Source organism: Streptomyces sp. NPDC017993 (assembly GCF_044328065.1).
Lineage (GTDB): Bacteria > Actinomycetota > Actinomycetes > Streptomycetales > Streptomycetaceae > Streptomyces.
Map to the genome: position 1 here is coordinate 83,495 of NZ_JBIRGO010000003.1, position 19,919 is coordinate 103,413.

Annotated in this window: 12 protein-coding genes and 1 pseudogene; 10 read left to right on the forward strand and 3 right to left on the reverse strand. The window is 70.7% G+C overall.

Translation table 11 applies throughout. From position 1 onward, the window contains the following. Positions 1-535 precede the first annotated feature (535 nt). Both ACH4FH_RS05735 and ACH4FH_RS05740 read right to left on the reverse strand, forming a co-directional pair. Positions 536-1,087 (reverse strand): annotated as a pseudogene (locus ACH4FH_RS05735) (hypothetical protein); the annotation flags it as partial. Between the two features lie 247 nt (positions 1,088-1,334). Further along, on the reverse strand, positions 1,335-3,497 hold the full coding sequence (locus ACH4FH_RS05740) for a RecQ family ATP-dependent DNA helicase (RefSeq protein ID WP_398554480.1): 2,163 nt from the start codon (positions 3,495-3,497) through the stop codon (positions 1,335-1,337). A 608-nt stretch (positions 3,498-4,105) separates the two neighbouring features. On the opposite strand from ACH4FH_RS05740, the gene ACH4FH_RS05745 reads away from it, so the two are divergent. The 7 genes from ACH4FH_RS05745 to ACH4FH_RS05775 all read left to right on the forward strand — a co-directional run bounded on the left by ACH4FH_RS05745 (position 4,106) and on the right by ACH4FH_RS05775 (position 14,579). Continuing rightward, on the forward strand, positions 4,106-5,377 hold the full coding sequence (locus tag ACH4FH_RS05745) for a DUF4192 domain-containing protein (protein WP_398554779.1): 1,272 nt from the start codon (positions 4,106-4,108) through the stop codon (positions 5,375-5,377). A gap of 225 nt (positions 5,378-5,602) precedes the next feature. Then, entirely contained in the window at positions 5,603-7,609 is a 2,007-nt protein-coding gene (locus ACH4FH_RS05750) for a glycogen debranching N-terminal domain-containing protein (protein ID WP_398554780.1), read from the forward strand. Between the two features lie 47 nt (positions 7,610-7,656). Beyond that, entirely contained in the window at positions 7,657-8,421 is a 765-nt protein-coding gene (locus tag ACH4FH_RS05755) for an NUDIX domain-containing protein (protein WP_398554481.1), read from the forward strand. Between the two features lie 186 nt (positions 8,422-8,607). After that, positions 8,608-10,563 (forward strand): ATP-binding cassette domain-containing protein, encoded by a 1,956-nt coding sequence (locus ACH4FH_RS05760; RefSeq protein ID WP_398554482.1) that lies wholly within the window; start codon positions 8,608-8,610, stop codon positions 10,561-10,563. Positions 10,564-10,737: 174 nt separating this feature from the next. Continuing rightward, positions 10,738-11,679 (forward strand): FadR/GntR family transcriptional regulator, encoded by a 942-nt coding sequence (locus tag ACH4FH_RS05765; RefSeq protein ID WP_398554483.1) that lies wholly within the window; start codon positions 10,738-10,740, stop codon positions 11,677-11,679. A 396-nt stretch (positions 11,680-12,075) separates the two neighbouring features. Next, positions 12,076-13,632 (forward strand): RNA polymerase sigma factor, encoded by a 1,557-nt coding sequence (locus ACH4FH_RS05770; RefSeq protein ID WP_398554484.1) that lies wholly within the window; start codon positions 12,076-12,078, stop codon positions 13,630-13,632. A gap of 137 nt (positions 13,633-13,769) precedes the next feature. Further along, positions 13,770-14,579: a S1 family peptidase gene (locus tag ACH4FH_RS05775; protein ID WP_398554485.1), complete on the forward strand. Its 810-nt coding sequence runs from the start codon at positions 13,770-13,772 to the stop codon at positions 14,577-14,579. A gap of 120 nt (positions 14,580-14,699) precedes the next feature. On the opposite strand, the gene ACH4FH_RS05780 is transcribed toward ACH4FH_RS05775, so the two are convergent. Then, complete coding sequence (locus ACH4FH_RS05780; protein ID WP_398554486.1) at positions 14,700-14,930, reverse strand: hypothetical protein; 231 nt, start codon at positions 14,928-14,930, stop codon at positions 14,700-14,702. A gap of 445 nt (positions 14,931-15,375) precedes the next feature. Between ACH4FH_RS05780 and ACH4FH_RS05785 the strand changes: the two genes are divergently transcribed. From ACH4FH_RS05785 to ACH4FH_RS05795, 3 genes are all read left to right on the forward strand, one after another. Beyond that, complete coding sequence (locus ACH4FH_RS05785; protein ID WP_398554487.1) at positions 15,376-17,496, forward strand: type IIA DNA topoisomerase subunit B; 2,121 nt, start codon at positions 15,376-15,378, stop codon at positions 17,494-17,496. A gap of 297 nt (positions 17,497-17,793) precedes the next feature. Continuing rightward, the gene (locus tag ACH4FH_RS05790) at positions 17,794-18,288 is read left to right on the forward strand and encodes a DUF485 domain-containing protein (RefSeq protein WP_398554488.1); all 495 of its coding nucleotides are present in this window, start codon (positions 17,794-17,796) and stop codon (positions 18,286-18,288) included. Then, complete coding sequence (locus tag ACH4FH_RS05795; RefSeq protein ID WP_398554489.1) at positions 18,285-19,889, forward strand: cation acetate symporter; 1,605 nt, start codon at positions 18,285-18,287, stop codon at positions 19,887-19,889. The genes ACH4FH_RS05790 and ACH4FH_RS05795 overlap by 4 nt, the downstream gene beginning before the upstream one ends. Positions 19,890-19,919: the final 30 nt, after the last annotated feature.

Below are 19,919 nucleotides of genomic sequence, written 5' to 3' on the forward strand. Positions count from 1 at the left end.
GTGCGCCGCTGCCCGTCCGCCGTGACGTGGTCCGACTGTCGGTCCCCCGTGGCTCGGCCGGCAACGGCGGAGAGGCGTCCCCTTCCGCATTCCGCCCCGTGTCCTCCGCTCCATCCGGGGTTCCGCTGTGCCCCGACGCACCGCTGCGAGCAGCGGGAATGCGCTGCTCCCCTGCAGCAGGCGGCGCCACCGGGCGGGGTGGCGCGTCCGCCGGCTTCGCCGCAGAGCGCGGCGAGACCACCCTCGGCGCGCCCGGGCGGCCTGAGGCGGCGTGAACCGCCTGGCCTTGTTCCGTGCGTTCCGTGCGTTCCGTGCGTTCCGTGAGATCCGCATGACCTGCCGGCGTGCGATCTGATTCCGTGCGGCCTGTTTCGGTGCCGCCACCTTCCGTGCGCGGTGCCTCGCTTCGCCGTGACCCCACGCCCTGCGGCTCACCGCGTCGCGACACCGCACGCCGCGCTTCACCGCGGCGCGTCTCCGCCCGCCTTTCCGCGCGTCGCTGGGCACGTGGCTCGTTCCGTGACGCAGCCCCGGGTGCTGTCAGGGACGGAAGCGGAGCGGGAGACAGCTTGGGGCGGCGGCCGCCCCGGTCCTCCCCGAGCACCTGCCAGCGGTCCCGCGTCAGCGTGATGTACGCCCCGCACCGAAGCCCGTGCAGCGTGCAGGCGTCGCGCAGGCCCCACATCCACGCGCCGTCCGCCTCAGTCCAACGCAGCTCGCCCTCACGGCAGTAGAGCAGCACGGCCGTACGGACCGGGGCGCGCAACCGCAGGTCGTGCGGGATGACCCGGCGCAGATGGGCCAGCAGCGCATTGCGGAACTGCCAGCCGTCCGGAGCGACCGAGGGCTCGGTGAACGAGGCGCTCGCCGTCAACCGCTCCTGAGGATCAAGGACGGCCACCACTGCCGTCGACGGCTCCGGAAGGTGCCGCTCGTGCAGGGCGGCGACGACCTCACGGGGATTGCGGAGCAGGGGGATGCCTGCCGAGGCCCACTCGGCGGGCTCCAGCATCCGGCTGAGTCGGGCGGCAGAATCGGTGGATGCGGGCGGGGACACATTCGTGGACGGGGCGAAGCCGAAGGCCACGGTCCTCCCTTCGTCTACGCATCCACGCATCGGGCGGTTGCCGGGCACGAAGGCGCACCGCGACACAGCCCTGCCTGACCGCGAACGGCAGGTACGGGGAAGCGACTTCAATTCTTGCGGTCGCACACGCTTGCGGCAACGAGCAATTCGCTTGCGCGACCCGAAATCGCCCGGTGCGCCGTCTATATTCCTTCCCGTCCAATGGGCCTCCGAAGCCCACGGCCGCCCACCATCTCGCCGTGGCCGACTATCCCTGAACGGTGAGGACCAGCGGAAACACCCCTTCGGCCCCTGCCTTGCGCAACAGCCGCGCGGCCACGGCCAACGTCCATCCGGTGTCGGCGTAGTCGTCCACAAGAAGCACGGGTCCGCCGGCCGATGCCAGAGCCTGGGCAAGCTCCGGGGGCACGCTCAGCGCACCGTGCAGGGCGCGCAGCCGTTGCGCGCTGTTGCTGCGGGGGATCCTGCTGTCGGTGCCGTCCTCCCTCGACGTCACCGTCCCCAGGAACGGCATCCTGCCGATGGTGGAGATCCGCTCGGCGAGCGAACGGATCAGCTGTGGGCGGGTGCGGGAGTCGAGGCAGACGACGCCCACCGGGCGGGCCGGTGCGTCCGCCGCCCCCGAGGCCCACCCGCCCGCGGCCTTGGCCCAGTCGGCGAGCACGGTGACCACAGCGGCTGACACATCGTCGGGGACCGGGCCGTCCGGAGCCTGCGGCGCGAGCATCGGCCGCAGGCGGTTGCCCCATCCGATGTCGGAGAGCCGCCCCAGGGCCCGGCCGGTCGAGGCCAGTTCCCCCGCCGGAATACGACCCTTGAGGTCGACTCCGATGGCCGGCAGCCCTGTCGGCCACATCCGCCGCGGCTCCACCTCCACACCCGGGCGCCCCAGCTCACCGCGCGCCGCGTCCAGCGAAGCGGCGGACACCTCGAGGGTGAACCGTGCGCCCGCGCAGTTGTCGCAACGGCCGCACGCCACCGCTGCCTCGTCGTCCAGCTGGCGTCGCAGAAACTCCATCCGGCAGCCCGTGGTCGTGGCGTAGTCCCGCATCGCCTGCTGCTCGGTCTCCCGCTGGCGGGCCACCCAGGCATAGCGCTCCGCGTCGTACGACCACGGACGGCCGGTGGCAGTCCAGCCGCCCTTGACGCGGTGCACGGCGCCGTCGACGTCGAGCACCTTGAGCATGATCTCCAGGCGTGAGCGGCGCAGTTCGACCTGCGGCTCAAGGGCTGGCAGCGACACGGGCCGGTCAGCGGCCGCCAGGACGTCCAGGGTCCGGCGCACTTGCTCCTCCGGCGGAAACGCCAGCGACGCGAAGTACTTCCAGATCGCCTCGTCCTCGCGACCGGGCAGCAGCAGCACCTCGGCATGCTTGACCCCGCGTCCCGCACGTCCCACCTGCTGGTAGTAGGCGATGGGGGACGACGGGGAACCCAGGTGCACCACGAATCCAAGATCGGGCTTGTCGAAGCCCATGCCCAGCGCGGAGGTCGCCACCAGCGCCTTGACCCGGTTGGCGAGCAGATCGTCCTCGGCCTGTTGTCGGTCGGCGTTCTCCGTCTTGCCGGTGTACGAGGACACGGTGTGACCGCGGTGCCGCAGGAACGCCGTGACCTCCTCGGCGGCCGCGACGGTGAGGGTGTAGATGATCCCCGAGCCCGGCAGATCGTGGAGATGGTCCGCCAGCCAGGCGAGTCGGTGCGCGGCGTCCGGGAGCGGCAGCACGCCCAGGCTCAGGCTCTCCCGGTCCAGGGGCCCGCGCAGAACCAGAGCCTCGGCGCCCTCGCCCGTCCCCAGCTGCTCGGCGACGTCGGCCGTCACCCGGGCGTTGGCGGTGGCGGTCGTGGCGAGCACCGGAACCCCCGGTGGGAGGTCGGCCAGCATCGTGCGCAGCCGCCGGTAGTCCGGCCGGAAGTCATGGCCCCAGTCGGAGATGCAGTGCGCCTCGTCGACGACCAGGAGGCCCGTGGCCGCGGCCAGCTTGGGCAGGACCTGATCACGGAAATCCGGGTTGTTCAACCGCTCGGGGCTCACCAGCAGGACGTCCACCTCGCCGGCCGCCACTTCGGCTTGGACGGTGTCCCACTCCTCGGTGTTCGAGGAGTTGATCGTGCGTGCGCGGATACCGGCACGCGCGGCCGCCTCGACCTGGTTGCGCATGAGGGCGAGCAGCGGCGAGACGATCACGGTCGGGCCGCTGCCGCGCTCTCGCAGCAGCGCCGTCGCGACGAAATACACGGCGGACTTTCCCCAGCCCGTGCGCTGCACGACCAGAGCACGGCGGTGGTCGGCGACAAGCGCCTCGATCGCCCGCCATTGATCCTCGCGCAGCCGGGCCTCGCCGCTGGGATCCCCGACGAGTCGGGTCAGGACGGCATCGGCCGAGGCACGCAGGTCTTCGTTGCTCATGCCCCCATGCAACCTGATGCCACTGACAACGCGCGAACTCCGACCCGAACCTGTGGAAAACGGCGTCACCCGTGAGTTATCCACAGGGGTCGCGGCGGAGTGGCAGACCGCGGGATCTTCGAGCCATGAATCCGCACAACGAACCGCCGAAGCCCACGAACACCGACCCGGCCACCGATTCGATCAGCAGCCCGACCACCGGCGCGGCCGGCGACAAATTCCCAGGCACCGGCCGGACCGCCGACACGTCCCCCGACAGCGCCTCGGGCGCCACAGAATCCTCCGTCGCCAACGAAGGCGCAGATTCCTCACCCCCGGCCGGCCCCATTCGCCCTCCTCACCCCTCGGACACCCCTCACCCCTCGGACACCCCTCACCCGCCTCGCCCCATCAGCCCGACCCGCCCGCTCGACCCGACGCACCGGCCCCACGCCACTACCTCCGCCGACCCGATCAGTCCTCCCGCCGCTCTCCCGCCGCCCAGCACTCCCGACGCTCCTTGCAGCCCTCCGGGCTTCTCTCTCCACCCCTCCGACGCCCCGAAAGCGGAGCACGCGTCCGACCCCGTCGACGCGTCCCAGGGCCCCACGGCCGAAGCCCAGGTCACCTTGCGCGGCCCCGCCGAACTGGCCGACGCGCTGCCCTATCTCATGGGCTTCTACCCGGACGACAGCGTGATCCTGGTGGCTCTCCACGGCGAGCGAGGACGCTTCGGCGGGCGCGTCAGGCTCGGCATCCCCACCGACACCACGCAGTGGCCCGACATCGCCGCCCAGCTCGCCGACTGCCTGATTCCGGCAGGTCAGGACCCGGAACACCGGCCCGCGGGCATCCTCGTCTTCCTCTGCCAGGAGCCCAGGCCCGGCGAGAGCGGCCAGGACGTGAAGAACCGGCTCCGCCCCCTCGCCCAGCGGCTGCGCACCGCATGCGGAGCCCTGGAGGTACCTGTCCTCGAAGCCCTGTGCCTCTCCAACGGCCGCTACTGGTCCTACTGCTGCCCGGACTTCCGCTGCTGCCCCGCCGACGGCACCCCCCTGGTCATGCCCGGCACGTCCGTGATGGCAGCGGCCGCCGCGTACGCGGGCATGCAGGTACGCGGATCCCTCAAGGAGATGGAGGCCCGGCTGACACCGCGGACCGGACGCCGGGCAGCCCAACAGGAGAAGGCCCTGGACGCCGCCGCAGCCGCCCTCGTTCCCCGCATGCTCCGCCGCGACGGCGCCGCGGTCGTCCGACGGGACACCCTCGACCTGGCCGGCGCGATGATCCACCGGTTCCGCCAGGACACGCCGTCGGGCAGCAACCGCGCCAGGGACGCCTGCGACGACGCTCTGATCACCGACGGGGAGTCCGCCGACCTCATCCTCGGCCTCCAGGACCGAACGACCCGCGACCGCGCAGCGGAGTGGATGGACGGCCCGGCCGCCGCGGCCGCTCTCCGCCTCTGGCGCGCACTCGCCCGCCGCTGCGCCGGTGGCTACGTCGAACACGCGGTGCCTCCCCTCACCCTCGCCGGATGGGTCTCCTGGGCCACCGAGGACGCCCCCTCGGCGCGTGTTGCCCTCGGCCGCGCCCTGAGCATCGACCCTGACTACCTCTTCGCCCAGTTGTTGCACCGTGCCATCAACGACGGCCTCGATCCGGAGCCACTGCGCCGCTGTCTGCGCGAACAGCGCGAGGAGGAGACCGACGGCCCCGGCGCGGGGCCGGAGGCGGCGGCCCAGGAGGCTCCCCGGCCCGGCGCACGGCACGGGTCCGTGCGCACCGGTGCCGCCGACCGCCCCCGAGGGGCCCGCGGCGCCACGGGCCCCGGCACCCGTACGACAGACGGACGCGGCAGGCGCCGGGCAGGCCGGGACGGAGACCGGAGCAGGTGGTGAACGAGCGGTCTCCCACGGGGTCGGCGTGACCTGGGCGCCGATTGAGCCGTTCAGGTGAGTAAGCAGGAAGTACGCAGGCAGACGCAGTCTCGTCGTCACCAGGGAGCGCAGAGCGTGCCAGGCATGGTCCCCACCACTCAGCCGGCCCTTCGGCCGCCCGGCGTACGGCGTCCGGCGCCGTCCCGGGCCCTCCAGCCACAGCCCGTCCACTCCGCACTCATCTGTGTGGCGTTACCGGCCGTCGCCGTCTCACCTGCCTCCGGGCAGCTGACCGGAGAAGGTCTGGAAGGCTGTTACCGCGACGGCAGGCGGATCCTCTCCCACTGTGAAGTGCGCGTCGCGGGCGGTGAACCGCTCGTCGTCCAGGGGCGATTGATCGGCGCGGACCGCGCACGGTTCGTCGGGACGATCCGCAGAACCGGCGAGCGCGGCCCGGACCCGGAGATCCGGATGGAGCGGGTGCGGTCGGCCGACGGCATCGAGCGCATCACCTTCCACAGCAGTTCCGTACAGCGGGTCCGTCTGCCCGTCGAGATTCGGCTCGGTACGGACCTCGCCGAACTCGGTGCCGTCGCCGCGGGCCTCCCCGGGCCGGAGCTGCGGCCCGCGGTGCACGGCTCGGGCCTGCGCTGGTCCGGGGCGGGGGCGCACGCGGTGGTCAGCGCCGTGCCCTCGCCCCAGGCCGCCCTGGCATCGGCGGGACTGCTGTGCTGGGAACTCGATCTGCCGCCAGGCGGCCAATGTTCCATCGAGTTGCGCGCCGTCCTGCAGCACGACCCCGCTCGACCACCCGCCGACCCCTGCCCGGGCCGCCCCCGGCGGCTCGTCCCGTCCATCCCGAGTCCGCGAACCAGCCCGGCCGTCCTGCGTCCGCGCGGCGACCGACCGCCGTGTCCCTGGTCACCCGCCCAGCTGGAGTGTGAGGACCAGCGGGCCGACGCACTGTTGGCAGGCAGCCTCGACGACCTTCGCGGCTTGCTGCTGCGAGACCCTGACACCCCCACCGATGTCTATGTCGCCGGTGGATTCCCGTGGCGGTGCGGTCTCGCACCGGCCGAGGCGCTGTGGACGGCCCGCATGCTGCTGCCGCTGGGCACCCGGCTGGCAGCTGGCACGCTGCGCGTGCTCGCCCGCACTCAACAGGCCATGCCAGGGCGCGATTTCGGCCGAATTCCCGGCACCCTCCGGGACGCGGGCCCGCACGCACCCGCAAGCTGCACGGGCGTCGAAGCCACCCTGCTGTTCCCCGCCGTTCTCGCGGAGGCCCGGTGCTGGGGCCTGCCCGAGCGGGAGACCGAGCGGCTGCTGCCGGCAGCAGAGCGCTGTCTGACCTGGCTGCGCTCCGCGACCACGGCCCCCACAACGGGCCGCTGCGGATACGTCCCCGACCCGGCACCCGACGGCCCGTACCGCTGTGAGACCCAGGCCCACGCCCACCGTGCAGCCCTGCTGGGCGCCGATCTCCTTGAAGACTTCGGACGACCCGGTGGGGCAGAGCTGCGCGAATATGCCGCAGCCCTCCGCGCCCGCTTTCGCAGCGACTTCTGGCTGGAGGACCGCTCCGGTGGCCGTCCCGCCGCCCAGCTCACCCGCGACGGCCGCCCGCTGCCGCACCTCGGCTCCACCGCGGCCCATCTCCTCGACACCGGCCTGCTCGGCGGCGGCAGCCTCGCTCCCGGCCTGCTGGACGCGGCACAGACCGGCCAACTGGCCAGGCTGCTCGGCGGCCCGGCGCTGGACTCCGGCTGGGGCTTGCGTGGACTCGGCGCGAAGGAGAGCGGCTACAACCCCTTCGGCCACCGCAGCGGCGCGGTACGCGTTCATGAGACGGCGGTCGCCGCCGCAGGGCTGGCCGCGGCCGGCCACGAGAAGGAAGCGGGCGCCCTGACCCGCGGCATCCTCGACGCGGCAGCGGCGTTCGGCCACCGACTCCCGGAGATGTACGCAGGAGAGCAGCGCACCGCGGACGGCGCCCCGATCCCGCATCCCGCGGCCTGCCGTCCCGCTGCGGTCGCAGCAGCCGGCGCCGTACAGATCCTGATCGCCCAGGCCGGGCTGCGCCCGGATGTCCCCGCCGGAACGGTGGCCGTCCGCCCGCTCGCCGGCGCTCCGCTCGGCGCGATGCAGTTCACCGGCCTTCGCATCGCCGAGGAGCCGTTCGCCGTGCGGATCAGCAGGCTGGGAATGGGGGTGGTGGAGGCGGCAGCGGATGGCCTGCAACTGGGGTCGTAAGACCCTCAGGACCTGTTTATCGTCAGGCGGACGACTATGATCACGCCATGCCTCCCTACGACCCGTCGGCCTTCCCGCCGTTCGCCGTCACTGTCGACCTGGTCGTGCTCACCGTGCGGCGCCACGCTCTGTGCGCGTTGGCCGTGCGCCGTGGTGAGCCGCCGTTTCAGGGCCGTTGGGCTCTGCCCGGAGGATTCGTCCGGGCAGACGAGGACCTGGAGGAGGCCGCAGCCCGGGAACTCTCGGAGGAGACCGGTCTGCACGCCCACGACCCTACGGCGCCACCGCCCGCGTACGGCGCCCACCTCGAACAGCTCGCCACCTACGGCGACCCCAAGCGCGACCCCCGGATGAGGGTCGTCAGTGTCGCGCACCTCGTCCTCGCGCCCGACCTACCGGCACCGCGGGCCGGTGGGGACGCCCACAGCGCGCGCTGGGCGCCGGTGGAGACCCTCCTGGACCAGGAGGGTGCACTCGCCCGCGAGAGCGATCAGGCGGCCCCGCTCGCCTTTGACCACGCGCAGATCCTCGACGACGGTGTCGAGCGGGCGCGCTCCAAGATCGAATACTCCTCACTGGCCACCGCCTTCTGCCCTCAGGAGTTCACCGTCGGTGAGCTGCGCCGGGTGTACGAAGCGGTCTGGGGCGTCGCACTCGACCCCCGTAACTTCCACCGCAAGGTGACCGGCACTCCCGGCTTCCTGGTGCCCACGGGCGGCACGACGACCCGTCAGGGAGGGCGCCCTGCCCAGCTCTTCAGGGCCGGCGGCGCCACGCTGCTCAACCCGCCGATGTTGCGCCCGGAGGTCTGAGCCGACCGTCGAGCGGCTCACCGCGCGGCATGCCGTGCTGGGCAAGGGTGCTGCCGCACCGGGACACGACGACCCATCAAAAGCCGGTAGATACGGGCAAATAGGGCATATAGGTTACCTTGGGTGGGTGAGCCCACTCGTACCCCCCGCTGCTTCTGAACGGTCTCACGCACCGCGAGGAACGCGATGATCCAGGCCATCGGGCTGACCGGCGAACCCCGTGGCGAACTGCCGCCCGCCGTCGACGACCTCACCTTCGAAGCGCGCCCGGGCCGGGTCACCGTGCTGCACGGCGCCGCGGCCGCCGGTAAGACCACCGCCCTGCGCCTGATGCTGCAGCTCGAATACGGCCGAGGCGTCGCCCTCTTCCGCGGCCGCCCGCTGCACCGCGTCCCCAACCCCGCCCGCGAACTCGGTTTCGTCCTCGGTGACGTCCCCGGGCACCCCTCCCGCACCGCCCGCGGGCACCTGCGGATGCTCAGCGCCGCCGCCGGCGTACCCGCCGACCGCGCCGACGACGTGCTCGACCTCGTCGGCCTCAGCGGCCTCGCCGACCAGCGCCTGGGGGAGCTCTCCCGCGGCATGGACCGCCGACTGGCGCTGGCCGCGGCCCTCATCGGCGACCCTCACACGCTCCTCCTCGACGAACCGGCCGAAGGAGTCTCACCACGCGAGCGCGCCTGGCTGCACGGCCTGCTGCGCGGCTACGCCGCCCAGGGTGGCGCCGTGCTCCTCACCTCCCGCAGCGCCAAGGAAGCCGCCCGGATCGCCGACCGCGTCGTCACCATCGAGGACGGCCGGCTCGTCGCCGACCAGGAAGCCGCCGAATTCGCGCGCACCCGCCTGCGCCCCCGGGTCGTCGTCCGCTCCCCGCAGGCCGACCGCCTCGCCTCCCTCCTCGTCGATGAATCCCAACGGGCCCACCCCGCCACGGATCCCGCAGTCGGCCGCGCCATCGAGGTCGTACGGGAGAGCGGCAGCCGCATCGCCGTCTACGGCAGTAGCTGCGCCGCGGTGGGGGAGGCCGCCTTCCGGCACGGAATCCTCGTGCACCAGCTCGCAGACGAGGTCGGTGACACGGCGCCGGTCACCACCCTCCACCGTGCCGACGGCCGCCGCCCGCGCCCTGTCGACGAGCTCCCGCCGGCGCCTGACATCAGCCCCACAACCCCGGAGCCGCCCCGGGACGCGCCTGCCGAAACGTCGCTGGCGCCCCCTGGGGCCGCCTCCTCCGCCACCCCTACCGGCACCGGCACCGGCACCCACTCCGAGACCCACACCCTCCCGCTCGTCGAGTCCCCGGCAGCTGCGCCCCGTCCGGTGCGGACCTCGACGCCGTTCGTCGAGCGCCTCGCGATCCCCCGCCTGCCCGCCCCGGGCCCGGCCTGGCCCCTGCGCTACGAACTGCGCCGCACGGCGACCGACCGCACCGGCCTTGCGGCCGTCGTCGTCTCCCTGCTCGTGTCGCTCGTTCTGGCCCTCCTGCTGGCCCGCCACGGCGATGCCCCGATGTCCCGAGTGCTGACGGGCTGGCCCCGTCAACTGCCCTTCCCTCCGGCCGCCCTCGGGGCGGGGCTGCTCGGAGCGCTCGCCTTCGGCCAGGAGTTCCGGTACCCGGCGCTGGCTCCGGAGATCGGCACCGTTCCCCGGCGCCTGGGGCTGCTCGTCGCCAAACTCCTCGTCAGCGGCGGCTGCGCGCTGACGCTCGGGCTCGGCGTGCTCGCCGCTGACGAGGTGTCGGCCCGCTTCGTGTTCGGGCCCGACTCCCTCAACAGCGTCGCCGAGTGGCCGGTGCTCGCCGCGGGGTGGATCGGCCTCCTGGTCGGCTGTGCCTGGGCGGGCGTGCTGGCGGCCTGCGTCTTCCGGTCCACCTCCATGGGATTGGCGGCGGTCCTCGCCGTCCCCGTCCTGGTCGTCCCGCTGGTGCAGCGCGTGGCGGCCGAGCCTGCGGCCCGCTCCCTTGTCGGACTGCCCGGCCGCATGCGGGTGTCGGCTCCCGTTCAGTGGCCTTCCGGAATCGATCACGGAGTATCGGTTCTGCTCCGCCTTGCGACTCAACCCGTCGGCAGCGCAATGGCGTTGTCGCTGACCGCTCTCGTCTGCGCATATGCGTTCACGATGCGGCGCAGTCGAACACATTGAGCGTCCACGCGCCCGTTTCGCGACGCCGTTGTGGCCTCCACTGCCCGCAATTCGCCACAGAGAGGGCATTTCTTTCCGATAAAGCGTCAATTACGAGATGACGGGCGATCACCCTTTCGTGTGCTTTTCACCAAAGACCTCAAGGGTCTTCAGGGTGTCGCCGACAAAAGATGCGTGAGTACCCTTGCGCACACCATGATGACCGCGGCTCGCCCCGGCGACACCGGCCTCGCAGGCCCGGGCGAGCTTGACCGCTACCCCTACGCCGGCGGCGCCAACGCCGCTGCCAACGCCGCCGGCGCGAATCGAGCCGAGCGCGTCTCGCAGGTCTGGGACAGCCCCGAAGCCGACATCGGCCGGTCCGGACGCCGCGCGGCGGGCAGCCGAGGCCGCGGCCTGCACGGCCAACTCGTCCAGCAGCTGGGTCAGATGATCGTCTCCGGCGATCTCGGCGCCGACCGTCCGCTCGTCCCGGAGGAGATCGGCCAGCGCTTCGAGGTCTCCCGCACCGTCGTCCGTGAGTCGCTGCGCGTCCTTGAGGCCAAGGGCCTCGTCAGCGCGCGCCCGAACGTCGGCACCCGCGTCCGGCCGGTCAGCGACTGGAACCTCCTCGACCCCGACATCATCGAGTGGCGGGCCTACGGCCCCCAGCGCGACGACCAGCGCCGTGAGCTGTGCGAGCTGCGCTGGACGATCGAACCGCTCGCCGCCCGCCTCGCCGCCGGCCACGGACGGGAGGACGTGCAGCAGCGGCTCACCGACATGGTCGAGATCATGGGCCACTCCGCCGCCCAGGGCGACACCATGACGTTCACCCGCGCCGACGCCGAGTTCCACTCCCTGCTGCTGCAGCTCGCGGGCAACCGCATGCTCGAGCACCTCTCCGGCATCGTCTCCAGCGCCCTGCACGTCTCCGGAGGCCCGGCCGGTGGCTGCGAGCGCCCCATCGAGACGTCCGTCGGCCAGCACATGCGGATCGTCGACGCGATCGGCTCCGGTGACGCCACGGCAGCCGAGGCCGCGATGCGTCAGCTGCTCGCCGCCCATGGCGAGCCCGGCGGTCAGGGCTCCGGGGCGCCCGTGGACCACGTGGTCCCCGCGCCGCGCGAGCACTGAAGGCCCGCATACGGGCGTGCACGGAGCGTAGGCACCGCGCGGTCGCGGTGCCATGCGGGCCTCCGCGGCGGGCCGCCGTACACGTCGAAGGCGCAGGATTGCCGGATCCGGAGCCTCGCCGGATCCGGCAATGGGGTCTTGGGAGGGTTGCATGTCATATGACCGGGAAGGGGTCGTTATGAGGTGTGACTCGGGCCACGCAGATTGGGCGTAACGCTCTTCAGGGAAGCGCGATGACTAAAGAGGTGATAGCCGAGGAGGGAATGCGGACGGCGTTCGTGACGCTGTTCAACTCCCCGGTTACCCCCGCGCCGTCGGTTCCATCCCCACCGGCGGTCGTCGGCTCCGATCCGCACTGTGGACGGGGTCGGAAGCCGTTTCCATCGTTCCGAGAGGTTGTTCGTGTCGGCCAGCACATCCCGTACGCTCCCGCCGGAGATCGCCGAGTCCGAGTCTGTGATGGCGCTCATCGAGCGGGGAAAGGCAGATGGGCAGATCGCCGGCGATGACGTGCGTCGGGCCTTCGAGGCTGACCAGATTCCGCCAACCCAGTGGAAGAACGTTCTGCGCAGCCTCAACCAGATCCTCGACGAGGAGGGTGTGACGCTGATGGTCAGTGCCGCAGAGGCGCCCAAGCGCACCCGCAAGAGCGTCGCAGCGAAGAGTCCGGCAAAGCGCACCGCCACCAAGACCGTCGCGGCCAAGGCCGCCACGGTGAAGAAGGCCACCGCCGCAGCAGCCGCCCCTGTGGGGGACGAGCCGGTGGGTGAGCCCGAGTCCGCGCCTGCGAAGAAGGCAGCGGCGAAGAAGGCGACCGCGAAGAAGACGGTCGCGAAGAAGACCACGGCCAAGAAGGCCACGGCGAAGAAGTCCGCGTCCAAGAAGGACGTCGACGAGCTGCTCGACGACGAGGCGACCGAGGAGACCCCCGCGCCCGGCAAGGGCGAGGCTCCCGAGGCCGCCGAGGGCACCGAGAACGCCGGCTTCGTCCTGTCCGACGACGACGAGGACGACGCCCCCGCGCAGCAGGTCGCCGCGGCCGGCGCCACCGCCGACCCGGTCAAGGACTACCTCAAGCAGATCGGCAAGGTCCCGCTCCTCAACGCCGAGCAGGAGGTCGAGCTCGCCAAGCGCATCGAGGCGGGTCTGTTTGCCGAGGACAAGCTGGCCACCGAGGAGAAGATCGCCCCCAAGCTCAAGCGTGAGCTGGAGATCATCGCCCAGGACGGCCGCCGCGCCAAGAACCACCTCCTGGAGGCCAACCTCCGGCTGGTCGTCTCGCTGGCCAAGCGGTACACCGGCCGCGGCATGCTCTTCCTGGACCTGATCCAGGAGGGCAACCTCGGTCTGATCCGTGCGGTCGAGAAGTTCGACTACACCAAGGGCTACAAGTTCTCGACCTACGCGACGTGGTGGATCCGCCAGGCCATCACCCGCGCCATGGCCGACCAGGCCCGCACCATCCGTATCCCCGTCCACATGGTCGAGGTCATCAACAAGCTCGCGCGCGTCCAGCGCCAGATGCTCCAGGACCTGGGTCGTGAGCCCACCCCGGAGGAGCTGGCCAAGGAACTCGACATGACCCCTGAGAAGGTCATCGAGGTCCAGAAGTACGGTCGCGAGCCGATTTCGCTGCACACCCCGCTCGGCGAGGACGGCGACAGCGAGTTCGGTGACCTCATCGAGGACTCCGAGGCGGTCGTCCCGGCCGACGCGGTCAGCTTCACGCTTCTGCAGGAGCAGCTGCACTCGGTGCTGGACACCCTCTCCGAGCGTGAGGCCGGCGTGGTTTCCATGCGCTTCGGCCTCACCGACGGCCAGCCCAAGACGCTGGACGAGATCGGCAAGGTCTACGGCGTCACGCGTGAGCGGATCCGTCAGATCGAGTCCAAGACGATGTCGAAGCTCCGTCACCCGTCGCGCTCGCAGGTTCTGCGCGACTACCTCGACTAGCCGAACCGGCACGGACGACGCCGCGAGCCCGGTCCCTCCTCGGTGGAGGGGCCGGGCTCGCGGCCGTCCGGGGTGCGGGGCGCCGCCGTTTGGGTCACGCTGGGTGGGCGACCACTGTCCCAGAGTCAGGAGTCCGTATGCGCCCGTCCGCCCACGCCCTCCTCGGAGCTCTCACGCTGATCCTCGCCACACCGACCTCGGCAGCCGCGGACGGATCGGTGGTGGGCGGCAAGCCGGTACCGATCTCACAGAGCCCATGGGCGGTGGCTCTCTCCTCCCACGACCGATTCGGGGCGGAGCGCTCCGGTCAGTTCTGCGGGGGCGTGCTCGTCGGGCGCTCAACGGTGGTCACGGCCGCGCACTGCCTGAGCAAGGAGGTTCTGGGCGTGCCCTGGCGCCAGGTCCGAGATCTACGCGTGGTGATCGGGCGTGACGACCTCGCGCGCGGCGGCGGCCAGGAGATCAAGCCCGCGAGGGTCTGGGTGAACCCTGGCTACAACAGCTGGACGAATGAGGGCGACATGGCCGTCCTCACGCTGGAGAAGCCGGTCCACAACCGGCCGATCTCGATAGCCGGCCGGGACGACGCCGCTTACCGGCCGGGCGGCGCCGCCGAGGTCTACGGCTGGGGGGACACCACGGGGGAGGGCAGCTATGCGTCACGGCTGCGGGCGGCACGCGTCAATGTGCTGCAGGACTCGGTCTGCGCGCGGGCTTATCCAGGCAGCGCAGACGGCACGTACAAGGCCGCGTCCATGCTCTGCGCCGGGGAGCCCAGTGGGGGGCGCGACGCCTGTCAGGGGGACAGCGGAGGGCCCCTGGTGGTGCAGGGGCGCCTGGTGGGAGTGGTGTCGTGGGGGACCGGCTGCGGTCAGGCCGGCAATCCCGGGGTCTACACACGTGCCTCGTCGATGCTCCCGGCGGTGTCGGCTCACGGAGCAGGCTGAGGAAGCGGACGACCAGGCGTTTTCGGACATGCGAGTGCGGGCGGTCTCCCCGGTGGTGTCCGGGGAGACCGCCCGCAGCACGGCCCTAGGCCGCTACTCGCTCGTCGTGGATGCGATGTGTCAGCGGTCCTCTTCGGTCGCAGACGCCGGAGGGGCGGTCAGCCGCTCCGTCTCGTCCTGTATTTCCGCGGCGATCTTCTTGAGTTCTGGCTCGAACTTGCGACCGTGGTGGGCGCAGAAGAGCAGTTCTCCGCCGGACATCAGGACGACGCGCAGGTATGCCTGGGCGCCGCAGCGGTCGCAGCGGTCAGCGGCCGTCAGCGGGCTCGCGGGTGTCAGAACAGTAGTCACGTCGCCTCTTCTCTAGCTCGACGAGCTGTCGTACCAGGGTCAACATCCAACCAGGCCGAAAACGTTCCCGCTCGTGCCTTTTCCTCGAAAAAAGTTCTTCCGAGAGGCCGGGTGCTGCCGGGTGGCGGCGAATGAGCCGTATTGCTTGGTGGTCTATTCACGTGGGTTGGGGGGTCCGTCCGCCCGGCCGGCTTGCCGGGTTGTTGATGAGGACGTGCCCGGAGCCTAAATGGTTCATGCCTGGAAGGGAACGTGATGTGCACGTCACTCCGACGTCACCCCTTCGAGGGATCGAACGCACGAGCGAAATTCTACTACCATGGCCAACCTCATGGGTGGCGTCACATCGGCTCTACCAGGCCTCGGTACCCTCTGACCGGCGACCACCGCCACAACAGAGTCCGCGGAATGCGGACTGCCAGAAATTCAGCGAGGAGCGAACCGCGTGACCGCCGAGATGTCCGTGCCGTCCACCGCAGTGCTGACCGGGGCAGACCGGGACGGATCCAATTACACCGCGCGGCATCTGCTCGTCCTCGAGGGCCTGGAAGCCGTCCGCAAGCGCCCTGGCATGTACATCGGCTCGACGGACAGTCGCGGCCTCATGCACTGCCTGTGGGAAATCATCGACAACTCCGTCGACGAGGCGCTGGGCGGCTACTGCGACCACATCGAGGTGATCCTCCACGACGACGGGTCGGTGGAGGTCCGCGACAACGGCCGCGGCATTCCCGTCGACGTCGAGCCCAAGACCGGGCTCAGCGGCGTCGAGGTCGTGATGACCAAGCTGCACGCCGGCGGAAAGTTCGGCGGCGGCTCCTACGCCGCCTCCGGCGGCCTGCACGGCGTCGGCGCCTCGGTCGTCAACGCGCTCTCCGCGCGACTCGACGTCGAGGTGGACCGCAACAGCAAGACCCACTCCATCAGCTTCCGCCGCGGCGTCCCCGGCATCTTCACCGAGTCGGGCCCGGACGCCCCCTTCGACCCGGGAAACGGCCTGCTCAAGGGCAAGCGGGTCACCAAGGCGAAGACCGGCACCCGCGTCCGGTACTGGGCGGACCGGCAGATCTTCCTCAAGGACGCCAAGCTCTCCCTGGAGACGCTCTACTCCCGCGCACGCCAGACGGCGTTTCTTGTGCCGGGCCTCACCCTCGTGGTCCGCGACGAGCGCGGCATCGATGGCGCCGGCAAGTCGGAGGAGGTCTTCCGGTACGACGGCGGCATCAGCGAATTCTGCGAGTACCTCGCGCAGGACAAGGGCATCTGCGACGTCCTGCGGCTGACCGGCCAGGGCACCTTCAAGGAGACCGTTCCGGTCCTCGACGACCGCGGTCATATGACACCGACCGAAGTCACCCGGGAACTCGGCGTCGACATCGCGCTGCGCTGGGGAACCGCCTACGACGCGACGGTCAAGTCCTTCGTCAACATCATCGCGACGCCCAAGGGCGGCACGCACGTCTCCGGCTTCGAGCGTTCGATCACCAAGACGATCAACGAGGTGCTCCGGTCGAGCAAGCTGCTGCGCGTCGCCGAGGACGACGTCGTCAAGGACGACGCCATGGAGGGCCTCACCGCCGTCGTGACCGTACGGCTGGCGGAGCCGCAGTTCGAGGGGCAGACCAAGGAGGTGCTCGGCACGTCCGCCGCCTCCCGCATCGTCGCCCAGGTGGTGAGCAAGGAGCTCAAGGCGTATCTGACCTCCACGAAGCGGGACGCCAAGCAGCAGGCCCGCTCCGTCCTGGAGAAGATCGTGGCCGCGGCCCGCACGCGCATCGCCGCCCGGCAGCACAAGGAGGCGCAGCGCCGAAAGACGGCGCTGGAATCCTCGTCGCTACCGGCCAAGCTCGCCGACTGCCGCAGCGACAACGTCGACCGCAGTGAACTCTTCATCGTCGAGGGCGACTCGGCACTGGGCACCGCGAAGCTGGCGCGCAACTCGGAATTCCAGGCGCTGTTGCCGATTCGGGGCAAGATCCTTAACGTCCAGAAGTCGTCGATTTCGGACATGCTCAAGAACGCCGAGTGCGGTTCGATCATCCAGGTCATAGGAGCCGGGTCCGGCCGGACCTTCGACATCGACGCTGCGCGCTACGGCAAGGTCATCTTCCTCGCGGACGCGGACGTCGACGGCGCCCACATCCGCTGTCTGCTGCTGACCCTCTTCCAGCGCTACATGCGTCCGATGGTCGAACAGGGCCGGGTCTTCTCCGCTGTTCCGCCCCTGCACCGCGTGGAGCTGACCAACCCCAAAAAGGGCCAGGAAAAGTACATCTACACGTACTCCGACAATGAGCTGCGCCAGACGCTGCTGGAGCTGCAGCGCAAGAACGTCCGCTACAAGGACAGCATCCAGCGCTACAAGGGCCTGGGTGAAATGGACGCCGACCAGCTCGCCGAAACCACCATGGACCCGCGTCACCGCACCCTGCGGCGCATCAACATCAGCGATCTCGAAGCGGCGGAGAAGGCCTTCGACCTCCTCATGGGCAATGAGGTCGCCCCCCGCAAGGAGTTCATCACCAACTCTGCCTCCACCCTCGACCGTTCGCGCATCGACACCTGAGCCGACCGCGGTTCCGTACGGGCGCCTGTCCACCCACCGGGGTGGAGGGGCGCCCGTCGCTCGTTCCGCCCCATCGACTTGCCGGGGGCTGGGCCTGGTCCGAGAGGCGTAGGGGCCCGGCTCTGGGCGGGGCCGAATTCAGGTGACCCGTTGCGCATACCGTCACGACCTCTCTCGGCTGCCCGGATCGTCCATCACCTGATGGAGTGAAGCATTCGGAATGAAGAGTCCGGGATCTTCCTTTCTGTCCATCCTTGGGGCGCATCGTCAACAGGCCCGTGCAACAAGGAGTGTTCCGTGGACAAGCAGGACGGCCATGTGGTCGGGGAGCCAGGAGCCGTGCGGCTGGACGACCCCTGGTACGACCCTCTTGCCTCCGGGTGGGGCGAGTCGGACGATGCGGCCGACGAGAGGAATGCGGGACGCAACACGGCGCCCACCCCGGTGCCGTCACCGCGATCCGCGGCGCACGACGAGGTGTATCTGACGGTCCAGCGAAGCGCCGCGTTCCAGGAAGTGCGCCGCCGCTACCGAGGATTCGTCGTACCCGCCACGGCCCTCTTCCTCACGTGGTACCTCGCCTACGTCATCGCGGCGACCGTCGCACCGGGCCTCATGGCCCACCGCATCGTCGGCGCGCTCAACGTCGCCATGTTCGCCGGCCTGGGACAGTTCGCCACCACCTTTCTGCTCACCTGGGCGTACGCACGGCACGCGCGGCTGCGCCGGGACAGCGCGGCCCTCGACATCCGCTGGGAGACCCAGGAGCTGACCGGGGGGAACATCCGTTGACCGGCGACCACCAGAACCTGGCGCTGGTTCTGTTCAGCGCGTTCATCGCCGTCACGCTCGCCATCACCACCTGGGTGAGCCGCCGCAGGCAGGGCTCCGCGGAAGAGTTCTACGCGGGCGGCAGACTCTTCTCCCCGATGGAGAACGGGTTCGCCATCGCGGGCGACTACATGTCCGCCGCATCGTTCCTCGGCATCTCCGGGCTGATCGCCCTCTTCGGCTACGACGGCCTGCTCTACTCCGTCGGCTTCCTGGTGGCCTGGCTTGTCGTGCTCTTCCTCGTCGCCGAACTGGTCCGCAACTGCGGCAGATTCACCCTCGCGGATGTCGTCGCCGCCCGGATGAAGGAACGTCCGGTCCGCATCGCTGCAGGAGCCGCGTCCGTCACCGTATCGGTGCTCTATCTGGTGGCGCAGATGGTCGGCGCCGGCAGCCTCGTTGCGCTGCTCCTGGGCGGCGCGGGGGCGCAGGCCCGCACCTGGATGGTGATCGGTGTCGGCGCCCTGATGGTGGTCTACGTCGCCTTCGGCGGCATGCGCGCCACCACCTGGATCCAGATCGTCAAAGCGGTGCTTCTCCTGGGTGGTGCCGTCGCACTGACCGTCCTGGTGGTGGTCCGCTTTCACGGGGACATCAACACGCTGCTCAACACCGCAGCTGAACGCAGCGGCCACGGAAGGGACTTCCTCGCCCCCGGTCTCAAGTACGGCGGCAGCTGGGTTTCACGGCTGGACTTCATCAGTCTCGGCATCGCCCTCGTCCTGGGGACAGCGGGGCTTCCGCACATCCTGTCCCGCTTCTACACCGTGCCGACGGCACGCGCCGCCCGCCGCTCCGTCGTCTGGGCCATCGGCCTGATCGGCGGCTTCTACCTGATGACCATCGTGCTGGGCTTCGGTGCCGCCGCGGTGCTCGGCAGCGATGCCGTCCGTGCATCCAACACCGCAGGCAACACCGCGGTGCCGTTGCTCGCCATGGACCTCGGAGGCGGTGCCGGTTCGACCGGAGGAACGGTTCTGTTCGCCGTGGTGGCCGCGGTCGCCTTCGCCACCATCCTGGCCGTGGTCGCCGGCATCACGCTCGCCTCCTCCGCCTCAGTGGCGCACGATCTGTACGCCTCGTTGCGGCGCCCCGGCGGTACGGCCCAGCAACGGCAGCGCGGTGAGGTGGCTGTGGCACGCGTGGCAGCGGTGGGTGTCGGAGCCGTCGCCATCGGCCTCGCACTGCTCGCCCAGGACCTGAACGTCGCCTTCCTCGTGGGCCTGGCCTTCGCCGTCGCCGCTTCGGCCAACCTGCCGGTTCTGCTGTACGCCCTGTTCTGGCGCGGCTTCACGACGCGTGGCGCGGTCTGGTCGGTCTACGGTGGCCTCATCCCGGCGATGGCGCTCGTCGTCCTGTCGCCGGTGGTCTCGGGCAGCCCGGAGTCGATCTTCCCGGGCCTGGACTTCGCGTTCTTTCCCCTCCAGAACCCCGGAGTGGTGTCGATTCCGCTGGGCTTCCTGATGGGATGGCTTGGCACGGTGTTCTCCCCGGAGGCCGCGGATGAAGCGCGGCACGCGGAGACCGAGGTGCGGGCGCTCACGGGGGCGGGGGCGGCTTAGGGGCCCTACGCCAACTGGCGCGTCGTGTCT